We start from the raw sequence: 1,027 nt of genomic DNA on the forward strand, positions 1-1,027 counted from the left end.
CGGCTCGGACTACGACCTCGCCGCCGCCTTGAAGATCAACCGGACGGCGGTGCGGATCGCCCGCAACATCGCCGCCCGCCAGCAGACCGGTGAGGTGGGCTGGGCCCCTCAACTGCGGGAACTGATCGCCTTCTCGAAGATCGCCGATGTTCTCGGCGCCGACGCGGCCTTCGCCAACCTGGTCGGGATCGCGCCCCTGGAGGACCGCGACACCATCGCCGAGATCGTCGCCAAGGCCACCGGGCGCCCGGTCTCCGCCCTGGCCCTGGGCCGCCAGCTCTGACCCGCCCCACCCACCGCCGCCCCTGAGGAGGGATCGAACCGCCATGCCGACACACCCCCACATCCAGCACACGCCGCCCGCCCTGACCTAGGACGAATGGGCCACCGCCCGGTGGGACGACGACGGCGGCCCCGCCTGGCAACCGCCCCCAGCCGCACGCGCGGGGGAGTGGCTGCGGATCTCGGCCGCCCTGACCGAGCGGCTGCCTGACATCGCGGGCCGCCAGGACGTGATCGTCACCTGCGAACCCGGTACCCGATCGGGCGCCCAGGCCGCCTTCTACCCGCAGCTGGCGACCATGGAGATCGATGCCGCCGTCTTCACCCCGCTGAACCCGGCCACCATCAACCCGGTCCAGTACGGCGACGAAGAGCGCTACCCGGCGGCCTGGGGCGCGCTGATCCACGAGGCCGCACACGCCGCCCACAGCAAGTGGATCACCCCACCACCCCTGCAAGGCACGGCAGTTGACGAAGCGGCCCAGATGCTGGAGGAATCCCGCGCCGAGCACGCCCACCTCGCCCGCCGCCCGGGCGACCGCCGCTTCCTGAGGGCCTGCGTCAGCAGCCTGGTCCTCGCCGACATCACCGCCGCGACACCCACCGACACCTGGCAGGCCGCCTTCGCCGCCGGGCTGATCCTCGCCCGCCGCGATGCCGGAATCCTCGACGAGGACGAAACCGAACCCCTGGAGCAAGTGGTCACCGCCATCCTCGGCGAAGACCTCCTGTCCACCCTCACCAC

2 pseudogenes are annotated in these 1,027 nt (G+C 72.1%); both read left to right on the forward strand.

Annotated features, from left to right (window positions below):
* A pseudogene (locus ACZ5CR_RS47465) lies at positions 1–283 on the forward strand (AAA family ATPase); the annotation flags it as partial.
* Between the two features lie 229 nt (positions 284–512).
* Positions 513–1,027, forward strand: a pseudogene (locus ACZ5CR_RS47470) (hypothetical protein); the annotation flags it as partial.

It is taken from the genome of Streptomyces sp. NPDC031274 (assembly GCF_055570235.1).